Below are 24,473 nucleotides of genomic sequence, written 5' to 3'. Positions count from 1 at the left end.
AAGCCGCTCACGCGACTTCAGTGCTTGTGACGGAAAGAAAATGAATATCTACAAGCTTTACACAAGACTTATAGATGTCATTGTGTTTGTCTGCATGATAACCATGCTTGTGTTTGTATTCGTTAATGTAGTCCTCAGAATTTTTTTCAATTCAGGAATCGATATAGCCGAGGAATTGCCAAGGTATTTGTTCGTTTGGATTGCCTTCCTCGGTGGTGTGATCGGCGTGCAAAAGCGCACGCATATCGGGGTCGACATTATTGTTCTCTTGTTGCCGTCCGTCGGGAAAAGGGTCTGCTGGTTGATCATGCAGATCGTGACCGCCGTTTGCGGCTATTACATCCTGTACGGGACATGGCTGCAGCATGACGTCCTGGTCGGCAACGTGTCCCCCGTCATGCAGATCAGCACCATCTGGGTGTTCGGAGTCAGCTACTTCACCGGCGCGGCGATCATCATCGTTTCCGTGCTCAATCTCGGTCGTCTCGTGTGCAGCAGGATTCCCGACGACGAGCTGTTCGGGGCGCCGCTCGAGGAACCCCTCGGCGAGCAGGCCATGACGGAACTACCGAAATGACCCTGGCAATCTTCGCAGGCTCCCTGCTTGGCTTGATGGCGCTGGGTATTCCGGTTGCCTTCTCCTTGATCGGCTGCGGTCTCGCCTTGATGTTCTACCTGGGGCTGACAGACCCGCCAATCGTGGTCCTGAACATGTGGGACGGGGCGAACAGCTATCCGCTGCTCGCCATCCCATTCTTCATGCTGGCTGGCGAGTTCATGAATGCCGGCGGCCTGACGCGGCGCATCATCGCCATGTCGTCGGCCTGGATCGGGCATATCCGGGGTGGCCTCGGTTACGTGACCGTCTTCGCCGCGGTTATCATGGCGTCGCTCTCGGGATCGGCCCTGGCCGATACGGCATCGCTCGCCGCCGTGCTTTTCCCGATGATGCGGGATGCCGGATACAATCGATCCCGTTCCGTTGGGCTGATCGCTAGCGGTGGCGTGATCGCTCCGGTGATTCCGCCATCCATGGGCATGATCATCTTCGGCGTGTCCGGAGGGGTATCGATCACCAAACTTTTCCTTGCGGGCATCGTGCCGGGCGTATTGATGGGCCTCGGAATCATGGTCGCCTGGCGCTGGTGCATCAAATCCGACCTGATGGAGGCGGAACCCAAGGCGTCGTACGAGACCCGCTTCAAGGCGACGCGCGACGCTTTCTGGGCCCTCGTCATGCCCGTCGTCGTCATCGGCGGCCTGAAGGCCGGCTTCTTCACGCCGACCGAGGCCGCCGTGATCGCCGCCATCTACTGCCTGTTCGTCGGCATGTTCATCTATCGGGAAATTCCCGCGAAAAAGATCTACCCACTTGTCATAAGCGCCGGCGAAACCACCGCCGTGGTGATGTTCATGGCGGCCGCTGCCGCGGTTTCCGCTTGGTTGATCACGGCGGCCAACATTCCACAGGACGTCGCCCACATTCTACAGCCGCTTATTCCCCATCCAAGGCTGTTGACCTTCGTCCTGATCGCCCTCGGCATGGTCATCGGCATGGGCCTCGACATGACCCCCACCATCCTGATCATGACCCCGGTCCTGATGCCGATCGTCAGGATGGCGGGGATCGATCCGATCTACTTCGCCGTCCTGTTCATCATGAACTGTAGTATTGGCCTTGTCACACCACCGGTCGGAACCGTGCTGAACGTTGTCTGCAACGTCACGCGCGTGCCCATGAGCGATGCGATCAAGGGAGTCTTGCCGTTTATGATCGCGGAGTACGGCGTTCTCCTGCTCCTGGTCATCTTTCCGCAAATCGTTCTGGTTCCCTTGAACTGGATGGCCCCGTGATCGGTAACGGCAACCGGGGGGGGGTGCGATGTCTCACATCTGCAATGTGTCCCGGAGACAATCAGGTGACAACCCTGGGGGCGACTTCCTCCGCCGGCCTCCTGACCACGCAGAACGCCAATAATCTGTTCCTTTGCAAACCTGCCCTTCTTCATTGTCCATCTCCCGATGGCAGACCCAAATATCAACTGCAGGATTCTGTGGGGAGAAGGTCGTCCGCCAACTCCTATCCCCAGATGGCGTGGCCGGTGAAATCGTCGTAATGGCGGGTGTTGTCGCGTCACGCCCGTTCGAGGCGTGTCAATCGGCGCCGAAAAGTAGGCCACACCGGGGGTTGTGTTTGGCCTGTTGTCCACGGAGCCCATAGAGGGGACCCGTCCCCGCTGCGCAGCGCTATTGCGCTTGCGCGGAGCGGCGGGGGCGGGGAGCGGCGGGGGCGGGAGTAGCTGTGGTCCCCTGTGTTCAACAGGCCGAGAGGGGGTCCGGGGGAGGGTATTGTCCGCTGACGCGTTCAGTTGCACTTCCGCCCTGTTTTGGTTTCAGCTTCGGTGGTTGAAGCGCCAGCTTTCGTTGCCGGTTTCGACGATGTCGCAGTGATGGGTCAGGCGGTCGAGCATGGCGGTGGTCATCTTGGCATCGACGTGAAGACGGTGGCTACCCGGGCGAGACACGCCGACGTGTCAACCACGCTGAAAAACTACGTCCACGATGACCCGACCTTGCAGAAGGCGGCGGCGGTCAAGATCGACGCCACTTTAAGGGCGTTCATGCGCGCCTAGAGAGGCTGATTCTGAAAATCGGGTTGCAAAACAATCCGAAAAGAACAAAACAAGACCGCATAAAAAGCCTTGAAACTGGCGGGACGGGTGTGATGAAAAGGGGCACTGGTCGTTCAAGATAAAAATCGTGAAAAAACGAATCGTTAGGAAAAAACAGCCCTGACCATCTGGGACACCCTGCCGACCAAAGCGAGTTGAAGGGTCGATCAGCTACTGGAATTGAATGATCCCGGACCCTAGGTAAAGACACACCATTCGAACGACGGAGATAGGGGGGGCAATGACCTATCTGCGAAACCACAGGGTTTTATCTTCGACGGACCTGGATGAGGTTCGTGAATCCATCATCAATTTGACCGCTCCACATGATTTTGATGTCAAGGGGAAGCCCGCGCAGCTGAATGTCTGTGTGGCGGCTGCGAAATGTGGCGATCTTTGCTTAATGCATGTGGCTTTCGGAGACGTCGAAATCCGTGTGAAATCGCCGGAGGAAAATGCGGACGGACTAATCCTGTATCTGGTTACCAGTGGCTCAGGTGTCGTGCGGCATGCTGGGAGGGAGACGGAATTCTCGATGGGCAGAGGGTTCATTCGCGACTTGGTGGCCCCTGTCAACGCCAGTCAGGAGGGCTTTGGCGCCTTTGCGCTTCCCCTGTCCAAAAGAAAATTGAAAGCTCATGCCCGTTCTTTGATTGGGGACGCGGTGGATCTGATGGGATTGACATTCGAACCCGAGATTGATTTCACCGCGCCCGGTGGAAGGATTATTCGTAACACCATCCACTATATCGCTGAAGCCCTGGACGCTCCCCTGCTCGAACTGGACAACCCGATCCTCACCGCACAGATGGAAGACATGTTGTTGACCCAGTGCTTGACCCTGTTGCCCAACAGCTACAAGGACGTTCTGAACGGTCGTTCCGTGGCAACAGTTGTCCCATACCACGTCAAGCGCGCGCGTGAATACATTCACGCCCATGCAGACAAGAAACTGGGACTTGCTGACATCGCAGCTGCGGCCGGATGCGGCTTTCGGGGTGTGCAGAGAGGGTTCATGGATGCCTACGGTGCTTCTCCGATGGCCTATTTACGCATTGTGCGGTTAAAACGGATCCGGGCTCTGTTGCTCTCAGGGCAGGGCGGAGGCGTGATCTCTGACATTGCAAAGAAATGGGGATTCACGCATATGGGGCGCTTCGCTCAGGCGTATTACCAGGAATTTGGCGAACTCCCCTCGGAGACCGTGCGCGCGAGTACTTAAATTGTCGCGACAGTATCCACGAAACGGACGCAGCATCCGAAAAACGTCACAAACGTCCGGCCGCGTATCATTACACGTTTAACTGTATCAGTTCCTGTCCACATTCGGTGCGGGGGCGAATGAACCGTCGGATTTTTTCCGGCGGATATTGGAAACCTCGAATGCGGCACTTTTCGCGTGCCTGCAGAGGACCATTTCGAATTTTTCCATGATCTCCTTCATCCCCGATGCTCGTCTGGGAGCAAATCCCATGGCATTCGCGCGTGACCTTGAGGGTGGGCGTCGCAGAGTGCGGGCGAGGACGAAGGAACAGGCATGATTCAGCTAAGGAATGGCCAATGAACATCCCTTTCAAATCCGCGCTCAGAACCTTTCTGGCACGGGGAGCGCTGCTGGTGCTGGCCACTTTCGGCGTCACGGCGAGCGTGTCCGACGCGGCGGCGGTACAAACGCAGGCGGCCTTTTCCGAGGGCCATGCGCTTTGCGGTGCGATGGATTTGCGCACGGGCCAGGTCTTGGGGGCGTGCGGCTTTGCCAAGGCGACCAAAACCGGCAAGGCTGTCGGCAAATGCCCACAGGGGTCATTCTTCGATATCGGAACATGGTCCTGTTTCAGTTGCCCAAGTGGCTTCAACAGAACCGGGTTTGCAGTCGATACGCCCATGGCCTGTTCCAAGGAGATCTCCCCACAATACCAACGCGCGACGCGGGTCAGCGGGCAAAAGTCCTGCCCGGCCGGGTCGTTCAAGGATGGCCGTAATGGCGGAGAATGCTGGTCTTGCCCGTCCGGGTACGGCCGCACCCTGTCCGCCGTGGACGCATGGGATGCCTGCGGCAAGTTTGCAGAAACGGCGCGCCGGGCCGAATTCATCGACCGGGTTTGCGCCGAAGGCACGTTCTCCGACCCCAACGGCGGTTGTTACACCTGTCCCGCCGGATACCGCCGCACCGCTGCCGCGGTGACCGCGCAAAACGCTTGTTTCCGCAATGAACTTTTGAAGGCGGCGACCAAAGAGGCGGCGTTGACGTGCAAGGCCGGGGAGCACTTCGATTTTGTCGATGGGGGAACGTGCTGGTCCTGCCCGGAGGGTTCGACCCGCTCGGTCTCCGGCGTCAAGACGAACAATGCCTGCGAGTACACAAACATGCGCTGGGAATCGGCCAAGCGCACACCGAACGGTTTGTTTGCGCTGCCGGGCGCGCATGAGATCGCGGCCCAAGTGGTTTTGGAACGCACGCGGATCGATGCGGCCATCGCCAAATTCAGCTCAGAAAGCAAACTCAACAAAACCAAGAATGACGAGTTAACGACCAAAGCTTGGGACCTGATCAAGACGGAACCGGAAACCTCGCCGATCCTCAAGGCGGCTGTCTATGATCACGTTTTCGAGGTGATCAAAAACGGCGCGAAGACCAAGGCCGAACGGGATTTACTGAGCTATATGGCCGATTACGTTCAGCAGTCCCGCCTTTTGGCCGCTTCGGAAATGCAAAAGGTCTGGCAAAGCTGGGTGCGCGGCCGTCAAGCGCTGACCGCGTCGCGCGGCAACAATTTGGTGAACGCGTACGATACGGGTGTCGCCCCGCCGGATATGGCGGGCCTGGTCGGTGACGTCATGTTGCTGGGGCCTGGCGCCGCGGTCGTCATGTCGTTTATCGGGGCATCGACGGCCGAGGCCATATCGCCGGCGGTCGCCCAGCTCACGGCGAGATTCGCCATGGCGATTTTCCCGCACCGATTCAGAGACGCAACGGCAGCAGCAGTCACCGCGGCGCGGACCGGAACGACGGCGGCCACTAGTGCATCCTCCGCCGGGATCGGCGCCTTTGGTGGGCCGTTGATCATCCTTACGGCCACGTCGATTCTCGCGAGCATCGCAACCGACATCGCTCTGGAGCAGAACAAGCAGGAAGCCATCGTCAACGATGCCCTGCAAATCGCGCAGCGCCCCGTCAATCTGGCCCGCCTTCTGTTGACCGAGGAAGGGCGGACCGAGGTTGCGAGCAACTGGACGCTGATGACCCAGGAACCGTACAAGCCGAACGCACGGACCTGGGCCGCGCTGATGCCGCAGACGCAGCAGGCGCCGGCGGGCGGCAATGCGGCGCAGACCCCGGCTTTGGTTGGCGATCGTGTCGTCGTGAATGCCCCCTCGGGGGCGGTCGCGCAAGGCGCTTCGAAGTGGGTGAAAATCGACGGCGCGGCCCGGGATGTCGCGATCGGGTCCGACGGCACCGCGTATGTGATCGGTACGACCCAGGAAGGCAGCGGCTATCAGATCTTCAAGCGCGCCAAAACCGCTACTACCTGGAGCAAGTTGTCCGGCGCCGCGACCCGCATTGCGGTTTTCGGCACCCAAGCCTGGGTGGTGAACAGCAAGGGCATGATTTTCGCCCAGTCGGGCACCGGGTGGAAGAAGGTTCCGGGCCCCGCCGCGCAAGACATCGGTGCCAGCGCCAAGGGGGTGTGGATCATCGGCGTCGATGGGAAAATCCATCAACGTGCCGGTAATGGATGGCAGCATGTTCCGGGAAATGCCCAGCGGATCGACATCGATCGGGACGGCAGGCCGTGGGTCGTGAACGAGCAGGGCAACATCTTCGTGCACAATAACAACCTGCAGTGGGACAGGCTTCCCGGCGCCGCCGTCGACGTGGCGGTCGATGCCCCGGGCGCTGCCCAGGTCGTCGGTTCCGACGGCAAGGTCTATGTGTTTAACGGCACGAAGCTGAACTGGGATCCGGTTTCACAGGACACGGACGCCCAAGCGATCGGTGCCGGCGATGGGCAGGTGTGGCGGCTCACGAAGACGAACGACATTTATCGTCTGCAATAACCAGCGGAGGGGTTGAGATTGGCAGACGAACAGTGAAATGGGGGGAAAATTAATGCGCAAAGCGTCATTTCGGTCGGCATTGATGCTGTCCACCTTCCTGGTTGCCGCGTGTCAGACGGCGGGTGTCGACGGCGGGCCGGTTACCGCGGCAGCCGAGGCCGACCCGACGGCGATCAGCCTGACCGTGCAAACGAACGCCGTCAAAGAGCTGGTGCGCGCGGGCACCCGGGCGCTGGAGGACGGCAAGCTGGAGGAGGCCTCCCGGTTGACCAACCTGGCGCTGAAGCTGGACGTCACCAATTCCGACCTGCAGTTTCTCAACGGCCTGGCCTATCACCTGATGGGTAAGGCGGGGGATGCCAGCAAGTTCGATCTCGCCGAGCAGGGTTATTCCCGGGCGCTGAAATTCGATCCTGGAAACCTCGCGGCGCGTTACCAGTTGGGACTTCTGTACATGGACCAGCGCCGCTACGGCTTGGCCAAGGGCCATTTCGCCGCCGTGGCGCTGCACCGGGGCGACGATCCGGCGGTGCTCTACAGTCTGGCGGCGGCCTCCTACTATGCGCGCGATCCCAAGACCGCCGAGGCGGCGCTGAAGCGGCTGATGGTGGTCTCGCCCGACACCCCGGAGCGGCCCGATGTGCTGAAGGCGCGGGCGCTGGCGTTGGCGGCGATGGACGACCGCGCGGGCGCGGCGGAATTCGTGGCGGCTTATCGTCAGGCGGTGGCGGACACGCGGACTATCAAGCGGCTGGAGCGCAGGGTGAACAGCTGGCAATCCTTTTATGACAGCGACGCCAAGGTTCTTCTCGCGCAATATGGGGCCAATCCTTACGGTTCCGACAGCAATCCCTACGGGGCCCAGGCCAGCCCCAACGCGCCGGGCGCGCCCAGCGCAGTCGGCATTCCCCAGCCGGGCAGCGATTTCGCCGATTCCAGTATGGTGGTGGTGGATGTGGTGCTGATCGGCACCCAGGAAGACGTGCGTAATTCCCGTGGAATCAACCTGCTGAACGGACTGCAGTTGCAGTTCGGCGACCCGCTGACCGGCACCGCCGGATTGGGGCTGACCACCACGAAGACCAAGGACTATCTGAATTCCGGCCTGGCGCAAAGTACCCAAACGATCACGCGGATGATCTCCATTCCGGCGGTAACCTATTCATTGAACATTGCCAATTCGGCGGATGCCAATAATCAGATCCTGGCCAAGCCGAGCCTGGTGGCGCAAGCGGGGCAGACGTCGGAATTCTTTTCCGGCACGGAAATCCTTGCCGCTGCGGTTTCAGGCGGCAACGGGGATTCGGTGTCGGTTCAGAAGGAGGTCGGCGTAAAGCTGGCGGTGACGCCGGAAATCCTGCCCGACGACATGATTCGCCTGCACGTGGTGGCGGAACGGACCTTCCTGACCGATCCGTCCAATTCGGTCGTGTTCGAGTTCCGCCTCGACACCACCAAGACCAACGTCAACTCCACGGTCACCATGAAGTTCGGCGAGACCCTGGTGTTGGGCGGATTGAGCGAGCGCGAAACCAATAAGATCGCCGACGGCGTGCCGCTGTTGATGGATATTCCGATCGTGAACCTGCTGTTTTCCCAACGGGTCGAGCGCGAATTCGAGCGTTCCATCCTGATCCTGATGACGCCGCGCCGCCCCATCTACGCGCGCCAATCGGCGGAAGATCGTAAGAAAACGATCGATGAAATGTCTGATCTGGAGCGCGACGTCGATCGCCTGGAGCAGCGCCACAAGGATTGGTTCACGCCGCGTCCGGCGTTCAACGAGATCATCGGCAAGCTGCAGGGACGGGAGTTCTTCGAGGAATTCCGCGCCGGAGATATCCAGGTTCAGTCCTGGCGGAATGATCCGAATGTCCTGGAACAGTTCGCAATGGTCCGCGACCGGTTGCTGGTGAACTGAAAAACCGGCTCACCCTATAAAACCGTCCACCGTCCGCGAAGGGGGAACCGCGTCGTGATCTGGCCATACGGTAAACATCTGCTGCTTCTGCTTTGCCTGGTGACCGGTGTGAGCCAGTTAAGCGGGCTTGCCCGAGCGCAGGGCAGCCCGGCCGAAGCCCCGCAATGGCACCGTCTCCCCGGCACGGCCGTGGACATCTCCATCAACAGCGAGGGCCAGGCCTACGCCGTCGCGCCGGATGGAACGCCGTGGCGCTGGGATGCGCTGGAACAGCGCTGGCGGCGCATGTCGGGCAGATTCGTCCGCATTACCGCAGCGGAAGCGAACCGACCCTGGGCGGTCGGCGCCGACGGCGTGGTGTTCCGCTATAACGGCCTGTGGTGGGAGAACAAGGATACCGACGTCGCCGATGTCGCCGCCGATGCCTTGGGCAACGTCTATATCGCCAAGGTCAGCGGCGAGATCAAAAAGTGGAATCCCCTGCGCAGCGAATGGCGGCCCCTGGAGGGGACGGCCAGACGCCTGGCGCTGGACCGCGCCGGCCATCCCTGGGTCGTGACCGGGAACGGGCGGATCCGCGCCTTCGACGGCAAGACCTGGACGGACCTGCCGGGCCTTGCGCTGGACATCGCCGCCAACGGGGACGACACGGTGGTGATCGCGGATGCGGAGGGCGAACTCCGTATATGGAATGCCGCCGAGAACCGCTGGGCGCTGGTGCCGGGGATCCACAAGGTTTCCGCCGTGGCTGCGGCTCCCGACGGCGGGCCCTGGGCGGTGGTGGAGGGCGGCGTCATCATGGCGACCACGCTGCTGGTCGTCGAGGAACGCATCAAGACCAAAGAGGGGCTCGCTCCACAGGCCGTGGCGCCGCAGGCCCAGGCTCCGCAAGCCAGCGCCCCGGTGGACAGCGCGCCCCTTGCGGTGGCATCCGCCTTGCAGGCCGCTCCCGCCACGCCGGAGACGCCCACCGCGCCTCCGGCGCAGGCGCAGCCGTTGATGGCGCCGGCCCCGACCGCGAGATCTCCGGCGGCAGCTCCGCCGGCGGCAACGGGGACCAAGGCGGCGAAGCCCGCGACGGTGGAACCCGATTCAGGATTGACGGCGTCGACGGATCCCACCGCCATAACGGCGAAAGGGCCGATCACCTTCGTCAACACGCGCAAGACCGCTTCCGATCTTGCCATCGGCAAGGACGGCAGCGTTTTCGGTCTCGACGCCGGCGGAAACGTACTGCGCTGGTCCAACGCGCGTCGGCGGTTCGAAGGCTTTCCCGGAACCCTGGCGCGTATCGCCGTGGACCCAGGCGGCAACCCTTGGGGGATTTCCACATTGGGGCGCGTGTTCCGCCACACCGGCGAACTGTGGAAGCAGATCCCCAATGCTATCGGCTCGGACATTGCCATCGGCGGAGACGGCACCGTCATGATCACGGATGCTACGGGCGGTCTTTACCGGCTCGATGCCGCCATGACCCGTTTCGAGCGCATCCCGGGGCAAGGTCTGCTGGTGGCGGTGGCGCCCGACGGCACGCCCTGGACCATCCGTTCCGACAGCCTTGTTCAGCGTTGCGGTGGGTCTCCGTGCAGGGTGCTGCCGCAAAAGGCCACGAGCATCGCCATCGGCCCGGACGGCAGCGTTTACGTGGTGTCAGACCGGAGCCGCTTGATGCGTCTCGGCGCGGACGGCGAGACCTTCGAAATGGTCCAGACTCCGGGCCATACGCCGTTGCGCGTCGCGGTGGGGCCCAACGGTTATCCGTGGCTGGTGACCAGCGCCGAGTTGGTGCTGGCCTCCGCCTTCTTCGAGCGTGACGAGGCCCAGGATCGTGCCGTTGCCGCCGGCACGGCAGGTGACACAACAGGCAGCGGCGGCACCGGCGCGGTGGTCAACCTGCCTTCCTCCACCGGCTTCACGTTCTCCAAGAACATGAAATTCGACTCCTACAGCACCGGGCTTACGAATTTCAGTAGCCTGATCGTCGGGCGGAACGACGAGATCTATGTCTATGGCGAAAAGGGGGGGCAGCAGCAGCAGCTTCCGCCCAAGGTCCTCTTGCATTTCAACAACAAAACGAAGGCGTTCGAGGAGACCTTGATTTCGTTTCCGACGGACGTCGAACAAATTGGCGTTGATGGCAACGACAATTTTTGGGGGTTCAAGAGCGGAACTGTTTACAAGTTGAATTCGAAGGGAACGCTGTCGAAGACGTATTCGGTGGTTTCCGGTTCGGCGAACAGTTTGTCGATCGGCGCAGACGGGAAGGTCCATATCGTTGTCGGCTCGACGCTTTACCTGTTGAAGACCGGAACCAATGCCTTCACCAAGTTCAGCAACGACGATGTGAAAAAGGTCGCGGTCGGACGCGCCGGGGATTTGTGGATACTGGACGACAACAATATCGTCCAGCAATACACGGGAACGAAGTTCGAGAATCGCCCCCTGGGACAGAGTATCGAGGGGAGTGCAATCGCCGCAGGCACCGACGGGACCATTTATATCACCCATTGGAACGGCAGCAAAATGCAGCTGAGAAAGTGGAACGCCACCAACAAAAGCTTCGACACGGTCAACAATGAGGAAGCGGACAAAGTAGGTGTCGATTCGTCCGGTCGTCCCTGGATTGCCTACACCAGCATGAACAACGACGTGAAAAGAGCGAAAGACTAATACGGTCAGGGAAAGATGGGCCGTCTTCTGAACTCACGGAAAAACGGCAATTCCCATCCAGAACCGAAACCTCAACTCCGTGAGCAATTTCGAACGTGACGACCGCCAATGGCTATTGCTCGAATTTTATGCTTCGCCAGCTTTCGCGGCCAAGCCTGATGAATCGCCCCCGCAAGTCGCGGAAAACTGGCGATACAAAAATAGGCACTTTTTGAAAACTCTTTCAAATATAACGGGTTATAGGAAATTGTGGCGGAGAGGGGGGGGGATTCGAACCCCCGGTGCCCCGTTAAGAGCACGACGGTTTAGCAATTCTCCGTCCGGACATGGCTGTTCGTGGCAAACCAAGCTGAAAGCTGCAGAAATATTGGCTTTTTGCCCGCCGCGGAACGCGCGACAACCGCGGAACGTGCCGGCACAAGAGTCGGCACCGTGGCACGCCCGCCGGCCAGGCGCGGACCGCTGCCGTCAGGCGGGAACTTCGGAAGCGAATGCCCCTTCCGGAGGTAAAACGCATCTTCGAAACGGAAGATGGCCGCCTTCGGCCAATGCCATGGCGCCGTCGCACCCGGTTTCCTCGCCGGCGGTAATCGCCATCAGAACCCCGGCCCCATCGCCGATCCGCTCGGCCTCGGTGATTGCCGCGACGACGAAGGCGGCCAAGCCGCTCTTCATGTCGCTCGATCCGCGCCCGTACAGGCAGCCGTCGATGATGTCGCCGGCGAACGGGTCCTGCGTCCACGGCGCCGCGCCCAGCGGCACCGTATCGATTTGGCCGGTGAACGCCAACGGCGCCCGTTGCGCCTTTCGATCGCCCAACCGCGCGATCAGGCTGGCGCGGCTGTCGTCCAAGGCATGCAAGGCGCAGTCGAATCCGGCATCCGTCATCAGATCGGCCAGGGATTGGGCGCAAGCCCGTTCCTGCCCCGGGAGTTGATGGTATCGAAGGCGATAAGGCGGCGGGTCAGGTCGACGGGATCGGGAATGCGAGGGCTCATCATTTTATCCAAGGCAGTTCATTCCTCGGGAAATTGTTCAGCCAAGCGGACCAGGTCGGCCAGCACGGCGGGTCCCTCGGTCGCCAGAGCGCTCGTCGGAAGCAAGGCGCCATCGAGGTGCCGGTCGATCTGTTCAAGCCGCCCCCGGCCCTCGTCGGTCAACACCATGACGACCTTCCGCCGGTCCTGCGGATCGACCTGGCGATAGATCAGCGAGGAATTGACCATGCGATCGACGATGCGCGTCAGCGTCGAGAAATTGAAGCCGAGGATTTTCACCAGTTCGCCCATGCTGACGCTTTCATGCCGGCGCATCTCGGCCAGCACCAGCCACTGTTCGAACGGAATGTCGAGTTCGCGGGCAAGCTTGTTGTAGGAACGGATGGCGGCGCCATAAGCGCGCGTCAGGGCGGTCAGCAGGCGATGCCTGAGGTCGGCCGGCGATGGCCGACGGCTTCCCTTGGGCCTGTTGCTTGCCGTCGAAACCGCTGCCCGAGGGCCGCCGCTGCTGCGTGTCATCTATTCAACTCGATCCAGCTGGCCGTCGTCGCTCAAAGCGTGGGCAGATGAAGAAATACTAAGCACCCGCGACGGCCCCATTCAAGCGCTCTGCCGCATCAAGTGGCGGAATTCCGGGAGAAAGCCATGGCACGCGGCTTGCGTGAGGAAAGAAAGCGTCATCAATGATGGTGAGTGTTTGCATCGTGTGAACCTTGGCGTCAAGGGAGCCGGCGCGGCAGTCGCGGCCGGCTCGGAGAATGCCGTCATGGAGAAGTCACTGACTTTTGCCGTCGTCGCGCCGGCGAGTGGCCTACTGGGCATGATGGGGCCCTCGACGCTGGCCGCGATGGGATTGGCCGTCGAGGAGATCAACCGGAGCGGCGGCGTCTGCGGCCGGCCACTCAGCGTCCAACGCGTGGATGCCGGGCTCGGCATCGATGCCGTCGTCCAGGGTATCCGGGGCGCCGATGCCGAACCGGCGGCCATCATCGGCACCCACCCCAGCCATCTGCGCGAGCAGCTGGTCGAGCGGCTCGATGGGCGCATCCCTTACATCTACACGCCGCACTATGAGGGGGGTGAACATCATGCCGGCGTGTATGCCATCGGCGAAACACCGGAGCGGCAGTTGCGGCCGGCCATCGCCCGCCTGATGGATCGACTGAACCTGCGTCGCTGGTACCTGATCGGCCACGACTACGTCTGGCCGCGACGCGCCGCCTCGGCCATCGTCGGGGCCATCCACGCCGGCGGCGGCAAGCTGGTGGGCTCGCGCTACGTTCCGTTCCGCCACCTGGATTTCCGAGACGACGTCCGCGCCATCGCGACATCCGGCGCCGAGGCCGTCGTCAGCCTGCTGATCGGCCATGGCGCGGTCGAATTCCACCGCGACTTCGCGGAGGCGGGATTGAGCGGCGACGTCGTGCGGTTCTCCCCCGATATCGAGGAAAACCTGCTGCTCGCCATCGGTCCCTCCAATGCCGACAACCTCTACAGTTGCAGCGGCTATTTCGAAAGCCTGGACATGCCGTCGAACCGGACCTTCCTGGCCCGTTATCGGGCCCGCTTCGGCCGCCTCGCCCCGCTTCAAAGCAGCTATACCCAGTCGCTCTTCGAAGGCTTGTGGTTTGCCAAGGCCCTTTTGGAAGCGAGAGCGGACAATCCCCGCTGGCTGGACCGCGCCGGCGAGCATTTTGCCGTCCACGGCCCGCGAGGCGCTGCGCGGTTCTCCGACCAGGAACTGCGGCGACCGACATACCTTGCCCAGGCGCATGAAACCCGCTTCGACGTGATCGAAACCTTCCCGATCGGTTGACGCCAGCCACCGCCGATTCTGCGTCCTGGAAGTCCCCTTCGATAAAATTATTTGACAATTCAATATTTGCATATGCAAATTATAGCACGGTCCCTTGGTCGTGATCAATGAAAAGGAGTTTACCCATGTCGCGTTCCCGCCCAGAAGCCTCTCTTCGCGGCCGCCTGGCCGCAAACCCAAGTCGCCGGGCCTTCTTGGGCGCGGCGATGGTGCTGGCCGGCATCGCATCGTTGCCGGCGCAGGCGCAACAAACCATTAAGATCGGCGTTCCGGTGGGCCTGAGCGGCGCCAACAGCGTCGTCGCCCCTTCGGTCGTACAGTCGGCCGAGCTGGCGGTCGAGGAAATCAACGCCGCCGGCGGCGTTCTCGGCAAGAAGCTCGAACTGGTCGTCGCCGACGATGGCAGCGGCGCCGCCGGCGCCCAGAAGGCTTTCGACCAGCTGGTCTTCCGCGACAAGGTCAATGTCCTGATCTCGATGGAAACCTCGGCCGCCCGCAATGCCGGCCTGCCGATCGTCTCGCGCGGCAAGGTGCCGTTCATCTACACCTCGTTCTACGAGGGCCGGTCCTGCAACAAGTACCTCTATGTCGACGCCTGGGTGCCCGATCAGCAGGTTGCCCCGATCGTCGACCACTTCATGGACAAGAAATCGGCCAAGACCTTCTTCCTGGTCGGCAGCGACTACGCCTTCGGGCGCGGCATGCTGGAATTCAGCCGCAAGTACATCGAATCCCGCGGCGGCAAGATTCTCGGCGAGGAATACGCGCCGATGGACGCCACCGATTGGACGCCGATCATTTCCAAGATCCGCTCGGCCAATCCCGATGCGCTGATCACGTCGACCGCAGGCGGCGCGCCGAACGTCACGCTGACCAAGCAGCTTCGGGCCGCCGGCATCGACAAGCTTTACGGCAACCTGGCCGTGGATGAAGGCACCGCCAAGAGCATGGGCGCGGACGCCGCCGGCATTTACATCTCGGCCTCGTACCTTACCAGCATCGACTCGGCCGAGAACAAGACGTTCTTGGCCGCTATGGGAAAGAAGTTCGGCACCGGTCTGAAAACCCCGAACGACCTGTCGGTGCCGCAATACGAGGCGGTCTATCTGTACAAGGCCGCGGTCGAGAAGGCCGGTGGTACCGACGCTGAAAAGGTGATCGACGTACTCGACGACGTCTCCTACAAGGGGCCGCGCGGCGTCATCCAGATGTCGAAGCAGCGCCACGCGCCGCTGACGATGTACCTGGGACAGGTCAAGCCCGACGGCAGCGTCGAGGTCATCGCGTCCTTCGCCAACGTCGATCCGGGCGACCAGTGCCCGAACCTGAAATGATCAACGGCATCCGATCCTGAAGCAACGGCGTGAAGCGCCCTCCCGCGCTTCACGCCCCTCCTCCCCGCCGACCAGGACGCTTATCATGCAGGTGCTGATCCTCGACATCGTGACGACCGCGGCAATCCTCTTTGCCGTCTCCTGCGGGCTGCTGATCTCGTTCGGCGTTCTCAAAATCATCAATTTCGCCCACGGCGCCTTCCTCACCATCGGCGGCTATTCGGCCCTGGTGGTCACGCAGATGGGCTGGCCCCCCCTGCTCGCCTATCCATTCTCGCTGCTGGTCGGCCTGGTGCTCGGCGCCGCCGTGGAACGGTTCATCGTCAAGCCGCTCTACGACCGTCCGCTCGACGCCATCCTGGCGACCTGGGGGCTCGGCATCATCATCAGCCAGCTCATCACCATCGGTTTCGGCCGCGGTGTCCAGTTCGTGCAAAGTCCGATGACCGGCGCCGTGGAACTGTTGGACGGCTCCTATTCGGTCTACCGCCTGGCCGCAACCGGCGGCGCCATCGTCATCGGCGGGCTTCTCGCCCTCTTGATGCACCGCACCCGCTTGGGCCTCAACGCCCGGGCTGTGATCATGAACGAGAACCTGGCCCAGGCCCTGGGCATCAACAGCTCCAGCGTGCGCCTGATCGCTTTCGGCCTCGGCGCCGGCCTGGCCTCGCTGGCCGGCGCCATCATCACGCCGCTGTCCAGCGTCGACCCCAACATGGGGGTGCCGTGGCTGGTCAACGCCTTCATGCTGGTGCTGGTGGCCGGCTCATCGCTGCTGGCGCTGCTCATCGGATCGGTGGTCCTGGGCGGCCTGCAGCTGGTGATCAGCACCTACGGCAGCCCGATCCTGGGCGGCCTCACGATCGCCGTCGCCGCCGCCCTGCTGCTGCGCATCCGCCCCAAGGGCTTCGTCCTCGACTGAGATGAACCATGGCCATTGAAATGACTTCCGCCGCGCCGATCATCCGCAGGCTGCCCTGGGGAAAGGGCGCCGTCGTCGCCGTCCTGGCGGTGGCGTCGCTGATCGGGCCCTACGTGCTCGACCCCTACCTGGTGAACGTCCTTATTCGTTCCTTTTTCTACGCCAGCGTCGCGCTGACCGTCGATCTGCTGTGGGGCTATACCGGCATCCTGACCTTCGGACAGTCGACTTTCTTCGGCATCGGCGCCTATGCCGCCGCCCTGGTCTTTACCCATGTCGGCTTCGATCCGGGTATGGTCTGGCTGGCAGTGGTTGGCGGCGTGGCTGTGGCGGTAGCTGTGGCGGGCTTGGTCGGCTGGCTTGCCTTCTATTACGGCGCCTCGCCGCTCTACGTCGCGGTGGTGACGCTGGTGCTGCCGATCGTGGCGACGCAGCTGGTGCTGTCGGGCGGCACCTTTACGGGCTCGAGCAGCGGCATGGTCGGCTTTCAGGTCATCGATCTTGGCATCGAAACCTGGTTCAGTATCGCCGCCGGCGGCCTGCTGGTGCTGACGGTCGCGACGTGGATCTTCGTCAACAGCGACATGGGGCGTCTTCTCGTCGCCATCCGCGACAACGAACAGCGCTGCCAGTATCTCGGCATTTCGTCTTCGCGGGTGAAGACCTGCCTGATGATGGCGACCGCAGCGGTAGCCGCCCTGGCCGGCTTCGGCTACGCCAACTTCACCATGGTGGTGGCCCCCGAAATGACCGGCTTCGTGTTCGGCACCGAGCTGGTCATCTGGGTCGCCCTGGGCGGGCGCGGCACGCTGATTGGGCCGGTGGTCGGCACCATCCTGCTCGATGTCGTCAGCGCCTATCTCAGCGGCAGCATGCCGTTCGTCTGGAAGCTCGCCATCGGCTGCGTGTTCGTCGGCGTCATCCTGTTCCTGCCCAATGGCCTGGTGCCGATGGTGGGCAGTTTCATCCGCGGCGGGCTGCGCAAGGTTGGGGTGCGGTGGCCGGAAACGGTAACGGTAGCCGACGTCACGCCGCTGACGCACGGCGTCGAGGGTGCGCAGGCCTATACCGACGCCCCCGCGCTGGACATCGCCCACCTTGAGAAGCGCTTCGGCAGCTTGACCGTGCTGGAAGACATCAATCTGCTCACCCGGCCCGGCGAACTGGTCAGCCTGGTCGGCCCCAACGGCGCCGGCAAGACCACCCTGATCCGCTGCCTGAGCGACGGTTTCGAGCGCACCAGCGGTTCCGTCGTCATCAACGGCAACACTCTCGACCGCCAGCCGCCGCACGACTGCGTCGCCTTCGGGGTCGGCCGAAAGTTCCAGGCGGCCAACGTATTCGATTCCCTGACCGTCGCCGAGTGCCTGCGCCTGGCCCGCAACCGCCACGAACCCTTGAGCGCCATCCGCCGCAGCCGCACCCTGAACCTGCCCGAGCCCGCCGTGCGGGTCATCCGGACCACGGGCCTGGACAGGATCATGGGCACCGAGGCCCGGCACCTGTCGCACGGCATGAAGCAGGCCCTGGAACTGTCGATGGTCCTGGCGCTGGAACCCAGCATCCTGATGCTCGACGAGCCGACCGCCGGCCTTACCAAGGCCGAGCGCCACCTGATCGGCGACATCCTGGTCGACCTCGCCAGACACGATGCCTTCTGCATCCTGCTGGTCGAACACGATCTCGACTTCGTGCGCCAGATCAGCACCCGCGTGGTCGTGCTCCATCATGGCCGCATCGTGCTGGACGGCTCGGTGGCCGAGGTCGTCGGCTCGGAGCTGGTGCAGCAGGTCTACGCCGGGTCGGGCAAATTCGGAGAGCGGAAATGACGGACGCGGCCAAGACCCCGGCGCTCTCCGTCCGCGGCGTCAGCGGCGGCTATGGCGCGGCGATCGTCGTCAAGAACGTCGACCTCATCGTGCCGGAAGGGCGGGTCGTCGCCGTGCTGGGCAAGAACGGCATGGGCAAGACCACCCTTTTGAAGATGATCATGGGCTTCCTGCCCCTTCATCAGGGCGATGTCCATCTGTTCGGCTCGCGGATCGATGGCGAGCCTCCCTATCTGATCGCGCGCCGCAATATCGCCTTCTGCCCTCAGGAACAGCCGCTGTTCCAGGACCTGACGGTCGGCGAGAACCTGCGCCTGGGCCTCTTTGACGACGACGCCTTCGAGGCGAAGCTGGCAAAGGTCGGGGTCCATTTCCCGTTCCTGCCCGAGCGCCTGCGCCAACGGGCCGGAACGCTGAGCGGCGGCGAGCAGAAGATGCTGATCGTCGCCCGTGGCCTGATGGCTTCCCCCCGGATCATGCTGATCGACGAGATCACCGAGGGACTGCAACCCTCGGTCATCGAGCGGCTGGCCCATGTGCTGGCCGAACAGCGGCGGACCGAGGGTACGGCGATCCTGCTGATCGAGCAGCACGTGACCTTCGCGCTCGCCATCGCCGACGAATACGCGGTCCTCAATCAGGGTGAGTTCGTCGACCGCGGGCCAGCCAACACCGCCGACGCCGCCGAGCGCATCAACCGTCATCTCAGCATTTGAGGGGAAGAACCGTGACCAAGCCCCTTGTCGGCACCTTTTCGATCGTCGCCCGCTGTCCGCAAAGCGACCAACTCGGCATCGCCATCAGCACAGCCATTCCGGCGGTCGGATCGATGTGCCCGTTCATTCGCCCCGGCGTGGGCGCGGTCACCACCCAGTCGTGGGTCAACCCCTACCTGGCCATCGACATCCTCGACCGCCTGGCGCGGGGCGAGGCGGTCGGAACGGCGCTTGAGGCCACGCTGGCCGACGACCCCGACCGTTCCCTTCGCCAAGTCGGCGTTGTCGGTATTGACGGAACCGCCGCCAGTTGGACCGGCGAAGGGTGCACGCCGGCCCATGGTCATCTCAAGGGCGAAGGGTACGCGATCCAGGGCAACATGCTGGCAGGAGCCGAAACCCTGGCCGCCATGGAAGCCGCCTTCCTGGCGAGCGACGGAGAAGACCTGGCCGAACGGCTGGTCGGCGCGCTGGAAGCCGGCCAGGCAGCCGGCGGCGACAAGCGGGGCAAGCAATCCGCCGCGTTGCTGATCCACGGCCTCGAGGCCTATCCGGATCTCGACCTGCGCGTCGACGAACATGCGGCGCCGGTGGCCGAACTCAGGCGCGTGTTCACCGTCGCCCGGCGCCAGCTTCAACCCTTCCTCGCCAGCATGCCCAAGCGCCATGGCCGCACCGTGCCCCTGAGCGACGCCGACAAGGCGCAGATCCTGGCCACACCCGCCCAGCGGGGCGGACCGTCGAGCGGCAACCGGCGGGCGGAACTGGAAGCTGTCTACGAGCCCATCCGCAGGGAGATCGAGAAGCTGCGCTCGCTCGACGTCACCGACTTCCATCCCGCCGTGGTCTTCGATCCGCGGATCGGCCTGCCCCGCCGGAGGAATACCGATGAGTGAGCCCTTTTATCTGTCGGTCGCCACCCTCGGCGCGGCCTTTCGGGCCGGCGAACTCGATCCGGTCGCGGTCACCGAGGCATTCCTGGAGCGCATCCAGCACCTGAACCCGACGCTGAAATGCTTCAAGGCCATCACGGAAGGGGCCGTTGCCGCGGCCGAGGCCAGCCGGATGCGACATCGATCGGGAACGCCGCTTGGCCCCCTGGACGGAGTCCCCGTTGCGGTCAAAGACAACTATTTCACCCGCGATCTGCCGACCACCGCCGGCACCACCGCGCCCGGCATTTCCTTCCCGATGGTGGATTCCACACCGGTCGGGCGGCTGCGCGCGGCCGGCGCGGTGATCCTGGGCAAGACGGTGACCCACGAGTTCGCGTGGGGCACGGTGACGCCTCCGGTCGCCAATCCCTGGGATACCGCCCGGGTGCCGGGCGGCTCTTCCGGCGGTTCGGCCTCGGCGTTGGCGGCCGGCCTGTGCGCGGCGGCGCTGGGGTCCGACACCGGTGGCTCGGTGCGCATTCCGGCCAGCCTGTGCGGCGTCGTCGGCCTGAAGGCGACCTTCGGCGCCATCAGCCGGCACGGCATCGTGCCGCACAGTTGGTCGCTCGACCACCCTGGGCCGTTGACCCGCACGGTCGAGGACGCGGCGCTGATGTTCGACGTCATGGCCGGACCGGATGAGCGCGATCCGGCGACCCTGCTCGCCGCCGACGCGCCGGACGGCGGCACGGCAAAGCCGCTGGCCGAACTGACCATCGGGGTCTGCCGCCGCCACTTCTTCGATCATGTCGAACCGGACGTCCTCGAGGCTGTTGAGGCGGCGATCCAGTTCTATCAGGCGCGCGGCGCCCGTGTGCGGGAGTTCGATCTGCCGCTGCTGGACTACGGCCTGGGCGCGATTTTTGCGATCGAGTTGGCGTCCTCGACCGCCTATCACGACGTGTCGCTGCGGGCCGGCAAGGTGGCGTCCTTCACCCCCGACGTGCGCGATCTGGTGGAGATGGGACGATGGGTCGCCGCGCCCGATTACCTCAAGGCCGAACAGTACCGTACCGCGCTGATCGAGGGCTTCCGCGCCGCGATGGAGCAGGTCGACCTCATCGTCACCCCCACCGAGCCGCTGGTCGCCTGGCCGATCGGTGAGTGGACGGCCAGGATCGGCGGCGAGGACGAAAGCGTGCTCGCCGCCTCCTGGCGGCTGACCTATCCCTTCAACCTGACCGGCATGCCGGCCATCTCGCTGCCCTGCGGGTTCGACCGCAACGACCTGCCCATCGGCCTGCAGATCGCCGGGCGGCCATTCGAGGAAGCCTGCGTTCTTGGCGCCGCCGCCGCCTATGAATCCGCCCACCCATGGGCCGGCCGCCGGCCGCCGCTATGACCGCCTTTGGAGATCACCCATGACCACCCGCGCCAGACCTCCCCAGAGCCCGCTTCGCGTCGCTTGCATCCAAATGGCCCCGGAGATCGGCCAGAAGAAGGCCAATCTCGAGAAGTCGCTGAGCCTGATCGAACGGGCGGCAAAGGAAGGCGCGTCGCTGATCGTGCTGCCGGAACTCTGCAATACCGGCTACGTGTTCGACAGCCGTACGGAAGCCTTCGAACTGGCTGAAGCCATCCCGGACGGAGAGAGCTGCCAGGCCTGGATCGGCTTGGCGCAGCAGTTTCGAGTCACCATCGTCGCCGGCATCGCCGAACGCGAAGGGCCGTCGCTTTACAATGCCGCCGTGTTGACCGGCCCCGAGGGATACATCGGGACCTATCGAAAGAACCACCTGTGGGGCGAGGAAAAGCTTTTCTTCGAGCCAGGCAACGTCGGCGTGCCGGTTTGGTCCCTGCCGTTCGGCCGAGTCGCCGTCGCCATCTGTTACGATCAGTGGTTCCCTGAGATCTATCGCTTGGCCGCGCTGCAAGGGGCGGACATCGTTTGCACGCCAACCAACTGGGTGCCGATGCCCGGGCAGCCGGAGGGCCAACTGGCGATGGCCAACATCCTGGCCATGGCCGGGGCGCACAGCAATGGCCTGTTCATCGCCGCCGCCGACCGCGTGGGCACCGAGCGCGGCCAGCCGTTCCTCGGCCAAAGCCTGATCGTCAACCCGACCGGCTGGATCGCTGCCGGTCCCGCCAGCGACAGCGAAGAGCAAATCATCTCCGCCGATATCGACTTGGCCGACGCCAGGCGAGCCCGTTCGCTCAACACCTTCAACGACCTCATGCGCGACCGCCGCGGCGATCTTTACGGCGACATGAGGCTCTGACGGATCCCCAATTGTCCTTCAGGTGTCGAACGAGTTCCCGCGCAGGTATTTCTGCTCCGGATGGTAACGGGATTTCCTGGGGTGCGCTGCTCTACGCCTATGCCGGCGGCTGGGCTCGGGCAGCCGTGCTCCGCCATAACCCGTTCAAGATGTGAAGCGCGTCCACATAGTGATCCAACATCGACGGATGTTCCGCCGGCTCCGGCACCATTTCCTGCAGTTGTTCAAATATTTTATGTTGCGTTCAAATATTTCGGTCAGATAGGCTTGCGGGAAATGAGGTGCGGAGGGAAAAAACGTGGCCATCAGCAGCGTCAGCAAGAGTTCGACCGTGCTTAGGGCGCTCAAGGTCCTGGAGGTCGTCGGCGGGACCCGGGAGGCCGTCTCGGCGGCCGACGTCGCCCAGGAGATCGGCGCCGATCGCAGCACCACCTATCGGATGCTGGCCACCCTCGAGGACGCCGGATACGTGGTGCGCGACGACTCCGCCCGGAAGTTCAAGCTGAGCTACAAGGTGATCTCGCTGGGGCGCAATCTCCTGGCCGAGGACGAGCAACACGAACTGATCAGGGCGGCCCTGCGCGAACTGGCGGCAACCACCGGCGAGACGGTCAACTACTCGGTGCTCGAGGGCCGCGAAACCGTCATCGTCATGCGCGCCAGGGGCACCCAGCTGGTGTCGGTCGACTTCCAGGTCGGCGATCGGGCCGCCGTCCATTGCACGTCGATCGGCAAGATCCTGCTCGCCTACCAAAGCCGGGCCTTCGTCGAGGACGTAATCGCCTGCGGCCTGCCGCTGGTCGCCAAGCACACCATCACCGACCCTGAGGTTTTCCGCGCCGAACTGCAGCGTGTCCGTTCCCAGGGCTATGCCATCGACGATGGCGAATTCGCCGACGAGATGCGCTGTATCGCCGTGCCGATCTTCGAGAGCGGCGGAAAGGTCAAGGGCGGCATCAATTTTTCCGGGCCGCACAGCCGCTTCACGTACGAGAAGCTGGACGAACTCCGGGAATTGGCGCTGAAGGTCGCCAAGTGCCTGTCGGAAAAGCTGGGCGGTGCCGACTGGCCAACCTAGCCGCACCCAAAAACCCCTCGCAATGTGGATATATTGATACACGTGTTCATTTTTCAGTTCACATTGTGATCAAAAAGAGCAATATTTAGTCTGTCGAGGCACCAAAAGATCGGGCGTCGTGCTTGACTGTGGCTCCGGCATCGACCAAACGGCCGCCTCGGAACTTCGCGTGGGTTTCACTTTTCAGGGAGACGACACCGATGTTTCGCAAAGCCAACTCCACCCCTTCCATAATGGCCGCCGTCCTTGGCATCGGCTTGCTTGGCGCCTCGCTGGCGCAGGCCGCGGATGTCAAGGTGGCACTTGTTCCGGGCGGCCCGCATCCGTTTTTTGCCCCCTGGGAACAGGCGGCCAAAGACGCGGCCAAGGATTTCAAGCTGGCAACTGCCGACTACAAGGTTCCCCAAGAATGGAAGCTGGATCTTCAGAACAAGCTGATCGAGAGTTTGGCGGCCCAAGGCTATAACGCCTTCGGCGTGTTCCCCGGCGACGCCACCGGAACGAACGCGACTCTCGAGGAACTGGCCGGTTTCGGCGCCCCGTCGGTCGCCATCGGCGGCTGCACCCAGAGCCCCAGCCCGGCCAAGTTCTGCCTGGCCACCGACGTCTACCGTTCGGCCTACCTCGGAACCAAGGCCCTGATCAAGGAAATGGGCGGCAAGGGCAACATCCTGCATACCGGCAGCCGCCTGGTCGATCCCAACACGCAGTTGCGTATCGCCGCCATCAACAAGGCCGCCGAGGAGGCAGGACCCGGTGTCAAGATCTACCAGCACCTGACCGACACCGACAGCCAGGAAACCGGCGACCAGAAGATTAACGGCCTGCTCGCCGCCAAGGGGGCGGAAGTCGACGGCATCGTGTCGACCGGCTACGTGTCCTCGGTCGTCGCAGCCCGGTCGCTGCGTAATATCGGCAACAAGCGGATCAAGATGATCGGCATCGATGACGACCCGATCGTTCTGAGCGCGATCAAGGACGGTTTCCTGCAAGGCACCATGGCCCAGAACCCTTACGGCCAGGGCTACATCGCCGCTTTCGCGCTCAAGCGTTTCGTCGAGGGCTGCAAGATCAAGAAGGACGCGAAGTTCCAGGAAACGCCCCAGAACAAGACGTTCATCGACTCCGGCACACTGCTCATACACGCCGGCAACATCGATACCTACAAGGATGAACTGAAGAAAATCGCCAACGAGATCATCGGTTCGCTCGAAGAGAAGTATCTGGACTGCAAGTAAAGCGGTCCCGGCAAGCTCGCCCGTTCATATCGCTCGACGGGCGAGCCCCCTCTTCAAGCACGA

General features: G+C 62.9%; 18 protein-coding genes and 1 pseudogene. 16 read left to right on the top strand and 3 right to left on the bottom strand.

All coding sequences use genetic code 11. The features are described from left to right. Window positions 1–40: 40 nt before the first annotated feature. On the top strand, window positions 41–577 hold the full coding sequence (locus ODR01_RS19860) for a TRAP transporter small permease (RefSeq protein ID WP_316979443.1): 537 nt from the start codon (window positions 41–43) through the stop codon (window positions 575–577). Continuing rightward, on the top strand, window positions 574–1,854 hold the full coding sequence (locus ODR01_RS19855) for a TRAP transporter large permease (RefSeq protein ID WP_316979442.1): 1,281 nt from the start codon (window positions 574–576) through the stop codon (window positions 1,852–1,854). Before ODR01_RS19860 ends, ODR01_RS19855 begins: the two co-directional genes overlap by 4 nt. Window positions 1,855–2,393: 539 nt before the next feature. On the opposite strand, the pseudogene ODR01_RS19850 reads toward ODR01_RS19855, so the two are convergent. Next, window positions 2,394–2,492, bottom strand: a pseudogene (locus ODR01_RS19850) (ATP-binding protein); the annotation flags it as partial. Window positions 2,493–2,913: 421 nt separating this feature from the next. On the opposite strand from ODR01_RS19850, the gene ODR01_RS19845 reads away from it, so the two are divergent. From ODR01_RS19845 to ODR01_RS19830, 4 genes are all read left to right on the top strand, one after another. Next, window positions 2,914–3,894: an AraC family transcriptional regulator gene (locus tag ODR01_RS19845; RefSeq protein ID WP_316979441.1), complete on the top strand. Its 981-nt coding sequence runs from the start codon at window positions 2,914–2,916 to the stop codon at window positions 3,892–3,894. A gap of 338 nt (window positions 3,895–4,232) precedes the next feature. After that, window positions 4,233–6,731, top strand: coding sequence for a tectonin domain-containing protein (locus tag ODR01_RS19840; protein WP_316979440.1), 2,499 nt, complete (start codon window positions 4,233–4,235; stop codon window positions 6,729–6,731). 52 nt (window positions 6,732–6,783) lie between these two features. Beyond that, window positions 6,784–8,652 (top strand): hypothetical protein, encoded by a 1,869-nt coding sequence (locus ODR01_RS19835; RefSeq protein ID WP_316979439.1) that lies wholly within the window; start codon window positions 6,784–6,786, stop codon window positions 8,650–8,652. A gap of 54 nt (window positions 8,653–8,706) precedes the next feature. Next, a complete protein-coding gene (locus ODR01_RS19830; protein WP_316979438.1) occupies window positions 8,707–11,322 on the top strand; it encodes a tectonin domain-containing protein in 2,616 nt (871 codons plus the stop codon). Window positions 11,323–11,790: 468 nt separating this feature from the next. Here the strand turns inward: ODR01_RS19830 and ODR01_RS19825 are convergent, their stop codons facing one another. Then, the gene (locus ODR01_RS19825) at window positions 11,791–12,210 is read right to left on the bottom strand and encodes a M20/M25/M40 family metallo-hydrolase (RefSeq protein ID WP_316979437.1); all 420 of its coding nucleotides are present in this window, start codon (window positions 12,208–12,210) and stop codon (window positions 11,791–11,793) included. A 128-nt stretch (window positions 12,211–12,338) separates the two neighbouring features. Next, window positions 12,339–12,839, bottom strand: a complete 501-nt coding sequence (locus ODR01_RS19820) for a MarR family winged helix-turn-helix transcriptional regulator (RefSeq protein WP_316979436.1) — start codon at window positions 12,837–12,839, stop codon at window positions 12,339–12,341. Window positions 12,840–13,086: 247 nt separating this feature from the next. Here ODR01_RS19820 and ODR01_RS19815 point away from each other — a divergent pair, with 247 nt between their 5' ends. The 10 genes from ODR01_RS19815 to ODR01_RS19770 all read left to right on the top strand — a co-directional run bounded on the left by ODR01_RS19815 (window position 13,087) and on the right by ODR01_RS19770 (window position 24,410). Continuing rightward, window positions 13,087–14,136 carry a substrate-binding domain-containing protein gene (locus tag ODR01_RS19815; protein ID WP_316979435.1) on the top strand — a complete coding sequence of 350 codons (1,050 nt, stop codon included), beginning with the start codon at window positions 13,087–13,089 and terminating at the stop codon, window positions 14,134–14,136. 125 nt (window positions 14,137–14,261) lie between these two features. Beyond that, window positions 14,262–15,470: a substrate-binding protein gene (locus tag ODR01_RS19810; RefSeq protein WP_316979434.1), complete on the top strand. Its 1,209-nt coding sequence runs from the start codon at window positions 14,262–14,264 to the stop codon at window positions 15,468–15,470. An 85-nt stretch (window positions 15,471–15,555) separates the two neighbouring features. After that, entirely contained in the window at window positions 15,556–16,392 is an 837-nt protein-coding gene (locus ODR01_RS19805) for a branched-chain amino acid ABC transporter permease (RefSeq protein WP_316979433.1), read from the top strand. An 8-nt stretch (window positions 16,393–16,400) separates the two neighbouring features. Further along, window positions 16,401–18,221: a branched-chain amino acid ABC transporter ATP-binding protein/permease gene (locus ODR01_RS19800; RefSeq protein ID WP_316979432.1), complete on the top strand. Its 1,821-nt coding sequence runs from the start codon at window positions 16,401–16,403 to the stop codon at window positions 18,219–18,221. Then, window positions 18,218–18,937, top strand: a complete 720-nt coding sequence (locus ODR01_RS19795) for an ABC transporter ATP-binding protein (protein WP_316979431.1) — start codon at window positions 18,218–18,220, stop codon at window positions 18,935–18,937. Before ODR01_RS19800 ends, ODR01_RS19795 begins: the two co-directional genes overlap by 4 nt. Before the next feature lie 11 nt (window positions 18,938–18,948). After that, on the top strand, window positions 18,949–19,833 hold the full coding sequence (locus tag ODR01_RS19790) for a DUF1028 domain-containing protein (protein WP_316979430.1): 885 nt from the start codon (window positions 18,949–18,951) through the stop codon (window positions 19,831–19,833). Beyond that, the gene (locus tag ODR01_RS19785; RefSeq protein WP_316979429.1) at window positions 19,826–21,214 is read left to right on the top strand and encodes an amidase; all 1,389 of its coding nucleotides are present in this window, start codon (window positions 19,826–19,828) and stop codon (window positions 21,212–21,214) included. The genes ODR01_RS19790 and ODR01_RS19785 overlap by 8 nt, the downstream gene beginning before the upstream one ends. Window positions 21,215–21,233: 19 nt before the next feature. Further along, on the top strand, window positions 21,234–22,094 hold the full coding sequence (locus ODR01_RS19780; RefSeq protein ID WP_316979428.1) for a nitrilase family protein: 861 nt from the start codon (window positions 21,234–21,236) through the stop codon (window positions 22,092–22,094). 298 nt (window positions 22,095–22,392) lie between these two features. Further along, entirely contained in the window at window positions 22,393–23,172 is a 780-nt protein-coding gene (locus ODR01_RS19775) for an IclR family transcriptional regulator (protein ID WP_316979427.1), read from the top strand. 200 nt (window positions 23,173–23,372) lie between these two features. Next, a complete protein-coding gene (locus tag ODR01_RS19770; RefSeq protein ID WP_316979426.1) occupies window positions 23,373–24,410 on the top strand; it encodes a substrate-binding domain-containing protein in 1,038 nt (345 codons plus the stop codon). Window positions 24,411–24,473: the final 63 nt, after the last annotated feature.

Source organism: Shumkonia mesophila, assembly GCF_026163695.1.
Taxonomy (GTDB): domain Bacteria; phylum Pseudomonadota; class Alphaproteobacteria; order Rhodospirillales; family Shumkoniaceae; genus Shumkonia; species Shumkonia mesophila.
The sequence above is the reverse complement of the archived record's forward strand: the minus strand, read 5'-3'. Positions and strand labels throughout refer to the sequence as shown.